Genomic DNA, 284 nt, shown 5'->3' with positions numbered 1-284 from the left:
AAGGTGACAAAAGAGGCTCCGGTTTGAGGTTCGAGTCCGTAGGATTTGATCACAGAGATTCCGCTGAAACTTTCCTGGGTAAAGGTGTTTAGCTTAGACAGGTACTGTTGTACGACGGTACTCCTCTTATTGATGGCCACACTTAACTTATAGATGGCAAAGGAGAGGAAGGGCAGGGGAGCGAGCACATACAGGGTAAGCTCGGGCGCCTGCAGGAACATGTAGGGGATTACCACGATAAAGAGAATTCCCGTTTGTACACTGTACATAATAGCCGGACCTGC

General features: G+C 48.9%; 1 protein-coding gene. It reads right to left on the bottom strand.

Annotated features, from left to right (window positions below):
- The coding region (locus HC176_RS19280; RefSeq protein WP_245234976.1) for an ABC transporter transmembrane domain-containing protein at nt 1–284 on the bottom strand (284 nt) is incomplete at both ends.

The sequence above is a fragment of the Tamlana crocina genome (genome assembly GCF_012037625.1).
The sequence above is the reverse complement of the archived record's forward strand: the minus strand, read 5'-3'. Positions and strand labels throughout refer to the sequence as shown.